Genomic DNA, 3,313 nt, shown 5'->3' on the forward strand with positions numbered 1-3,313 from the left:
ACCTCGGAATTCCCGTCCATCTCGATGGTGCACGGGTGGGTAACGCGGCTGTCGCCCTCGACGTATCACCGGCACGAATCGTGGAGAACGTGGATTCCGTGATGTTCTGTCTCTCGAAGGGACTCGGAGCGCCCGTCGGGTCGATGCTCGCTGGAGATGAGGAGTTCATCGCGCACGCACGACGCGTTCGAAAACTGCTCGGGGGAGGGATGCGACAGGTCGGTATCGTGGGCGGGCCGGGACTGCTCGCGTTGGGGAACGTCTCACGGTTGGCCGACGACCACGAGAACGCCCGTCTCCTCGCGGAGGGACTCGCGGACGTCGACGGCCTCTCGGTGCAACCACCCGAGACGAACATCGTCCTCGTGAACACCGAACACGCGGGACTCACCGCCGAGGAGTTTCTCGATCTGTGTGCGGACGAAGACGTCATCGGGTCGGCGTTCGGGCCACACGTCGTCCGGTTTTGTACGCACTGGGACGTGGACCGTGAGGACATCAAAACTGCCTCGGATCGGATTCGAAACGCGCTCTGAGAGCGATTCGATTATCGCTGCCCTTTCTGAATACCTTCCTGAAATCCGGTCATGATCCGGCGGATGAACAGGTAGACGAAGAAGACGAAGGCGAGCATGATGACGAGAAGGCCGACGAAGAGCGGGTCGTGGAGTACCTTCCCGAAGATTCCGAGTGGTTCCATACCCCCCTGTATCAGTTGCCGAACCAAATTCGTTTCGCCGTGTCAGTGGCAAAGTTGATTGCCGAGCAGTTGCATACGCATAAATATGGCTGACCTCTTGCCCTCCAGTTCGGACGTGGAACCGCCGTCAGGTGGATCCCCCCGAGTGCTCGGCGTGGACAGCGACGACGCGGACGATCTGCTCGGGGCGCTCTCGTCCGATACCGCTCGTGGTCTGCTCTCCGCGCTCCACGACCAACCGGCGACGGCATCCGAACTGAGCGAGCAGGTGGACACGTCGCTACAGAACGCCCAATATCACCTGAAAAAGCTGGAGGACGCGGACCTCATCACGGCAGTCGATACCATCTACTCCGAGAAAGGCCGGGAGATGAAGGTGTACGCACCGAGCGAAGGTCCGCTCATCCTCTTTGCCGGGCGGGAAGAGCAGACGACGGGATTGAAGGACGCGCTCTCCCGCGTTCTCGGCGTCGCCGTCCTGCTCGGCCTCGTGAGCGCCGGGATTCAGTACGCCGTTACGGAGGGACTGCTCGGTATCGGCGGAAAGGCGGCCGAGAAAACGGCCAGCGGTGGCGGCGGACAAGTGGGAACGTTCTCGACGGAACCGACCAACAGCGCGGGACATGCGGCAAACGGCGTTTTGGCGACGATACCGCCGGGCGTGCTGTTCTTCGCGGGGGGAGCGCTCGTTCTCGTCCTCGGTGCAGTCGGGTGGTATTTCGTGCGGAACCGATAACTAAAACGCTTTTTTGAGCTTACCAAGAGTACATGATGACCAACCGCATACTCGGAAGTGGAGCCGCCCTGCTTCGGCCCTCCACTGGTACGCCATCAACTTACCAGCCCTCCTACACGGGGAACTCGGTTACGAGTTCTCCACTCATCTCGTAGACCCTCCCAGCGAAGCCCTTCCCCTCCGGTTCGAGTTCGATATGTGTCGGCCGATTCCCCCGTGGCTGTGCGTAACTGCCCGGATTGAGCAACAACACCTCGCCAGCCTGTTCCACGAGATGTCGATGCGTGTGTCCCGAGACGACCACGTCCGCATCGCGCTCCTGCCCGAAGAGCGAGAGTCCCGTACTTCCGCCGCGCTGACGATGCGTGAGCGCGAACCGAACTCCATTTTCCTCGAACGTTCGCACGGCAGGGAGTCGGTCGGTGACCGCGGCCGTCGCGTTGTTGCCACGAACCGCGACCAGCCGGGAGCTTTCGGCTTCGAACGCGTCGAGAACGGCTGTCGTCGTGAAATCGCCTGCATGAACCACGAGGTCCGCCCTTCGGACGGCTTCGAGCGTCCGTCCGGCCAGTTCGTGACCCGTCCTGCTGTGCGTATCGGAGACGATAGCGATCATGATTCGTCGTTGGTATCCCGTCGCCTTTCGTCTTCCGTCGAATCGAAGCGCGGCGCTCCGTCGTAAGGACTTTGACACCTCCTCGCCGCTAGTTGAGTAATGGCGAACAGCAAGTCCGTCGTGATAGCCGCCCTCTTCTCGAACGCGGCGATTGCCGTGCTGAAATTCGTTGGCTTCGTGCTTACACAGAGTCCGGCGATGCTCTCGGAGACGTTTCACTCCATCTCCGACACGGGAAATCAGGTCTTTCTCCTCATCGGAATCTGGTTTGGCGGACGAAAGCCGACGCGGGACCACCCATTCGGCTACGGCAAGGCACAGTTCTTCTATAGCTTTCTGGTGAGCGTCCTGCTCTTCGGTATCGCCGGTTGGGAGAGCGCAAAACACGGATACGACTCGCTCGTCCAGCACCACGAAACGGTCAGCGGGGGACTGGTTCACGTCCTCGGACAGTCGTTTCCACCGGTCTACGTGAACTACGTCGTCCTCATCGGAGCCATGCTGTTCGAGGGATATGCCTTCAGCAAAGCGTATCGCTCCACGAAACACGAAATCGAACGGCGCGATTGGAGCGGATTTCGGGAGGCGTTCCACAAGACGAGCAACGTCTCCACCCTGACGGCGCTCACCGAGGACACCGTTTCGGTCGCCGGTGCCGGGTTCGCACTGGTGGGTATCTGGCTGTCACAAGTCACCGGGAACCCGATCTACGACGCCAGTGCCGCGCTCCTCATCGGGTTGTTGTTGATGGGATTCGCCATCGCACTGGCGTGGGAGAACAAACGGCTCCTCCTCGGCGAGAGCCTGCCCAAAGAGGAGGAAGACAGACTCCGCTCGGAGTTGGACGGGTGGGAGGGCGTCACCGAAATCATCGACTTCAGAACCGTCTACTTCGGTCCCGACCGCATCATCGTCACCGCCGACGTGGCGTTCGACCCGACGCTCGACACCGGGGAGATGGACGACTTGATAACCGACATCGAAGATGGGCTGTACGAAATCAACGATAGCGTCAAGAAGGTGTACATCGAACCGGAAGTGCAGGAGACGGCGGCGGAGTCGGTTATCTGAGACCGAGTATCTCTCCGATGGGCAAGGGTTTTTGAACTAAGACGCGAATATTCGGTATCGTGTCCACGACGAACGAGTATATGCGGTTCTTCCCGTACGACGCCCCCTACGACAACCAGCAGGAGGCGATGGATCGCATCTACAACGGACTGTCACGCGGACAGGACGTGCTCTTCGAAGGTGCGTGTGG

The 3,313-nt window shown here is 60.5% G+C and carries 5 protein-coding genes; 3 read left to right on the top strand and 2 right to left on the bottom strand.

From position 1 onward, the window contains the following. Positions 1–536: threonine aldolase family protein (locus tag WBV42_RS09845; RefSeq protein ID WP_423985872.1), on the top strand; the 536-nt coding region annotated here is incomplete at its 5' end. An 11-nt stretch (positions 537–547) separates the two neighbouring features. On the opposite strand, the gene WBV42_RS09850 is transcribed toward WBV42_RS09845, so the two are convergent. Beyond that, positions 548–700, bottom strand: a complete 153-nt coding sequence (locus tag WBV42_RS09850) for a hypothetical protein (RefSeq protein WP_423985873.1) — start codon at positions 698–700, stop codon at positions 548–550. An 85-nt stretch (positions 701–785) separates the two neighbouring features. Here WBV42_RS09850 and WBV42_RS09855 point away from each other — a divergent pair, with 85 nt between their 5' ends. Then, on the top strand, positions 786–1,436 hold the full coding sequence (locus WBV42_RS09855) for an ArsR/SmtB family transcription factor (RefSeq protein WP_423985874.1): 651 nt from the start codon (positions 786–788) through the stop codon (positions 1,434–1,436). Positions 1,437–1,548: 112 nt separating this feature from the next. Here WBV42_RS09855 and WBV42_RS09860 read toward each other — a convergent pair whose 3' ends face one another. Next, positions 1,549–2,052 (bottom strand): metallophosphoesterase, encoded by a 504-nt coding sequence (locus WBV42_RS09860; protein WP_423985876.1) that lies wholly within the window; start codon positions 2,050–2,052, stop codon positions 1,549–1,551. A 99-nt stretch (positions 2,053–2,151) separates the two neighbouring features. Between WBV42_RS09860 and WBV42_RS09865 the strand changes: the two genes are divergently transcribed. Then, entirely contained in the window at positions 2,152–3,123 is a 972-nt protein-coding gene (locus WBV42_RS09865) for a cation diffusion facilitator family transporter (protein ID WP_423985875.1), read from the top strand. Positions 3,124–3,313: the final 190 nt, after the last annotated feature.

The sequence above is a fragment of the Haladaptatus sp. genome (assembly GCF_049589095.1).
Classification (GTDB): Archaea; Halobacteriota; Halobacteria; order Halobacteriales; family Haladaptataceae; genus Haladaptatus.

Coding starts and splice junctions, on each gene's coding strand:
- WBV42_RS09860 (WP_423985876.1), bottom strand. CDS start 2,052: ATGATCGCTATCGTCTCCGATACGCACAGCAGGACGGGTCACGAACTG.
- WBV42_RS09865 (WP_423985875.1), top strand. CDS start 2,152: ATGGCGAACAGCAAGTCCGTCGTGATAGCCGCCCTCTTCTCGAACGCG.
- WBV42_RS09855 (WP_423985874.1), top strand. CDS start 786: ATGGCTGACCTCTTGCCCTCCAGTTCGGACGTGGAACCGCCGTCAGGT.
- WBV42_RS09850 (WP_423985873.1), bottom strand. CDS start 700: ATGGAACCACTCGGAATCTTCGGGAAGGTACTCCACGACCCGCTCTTC.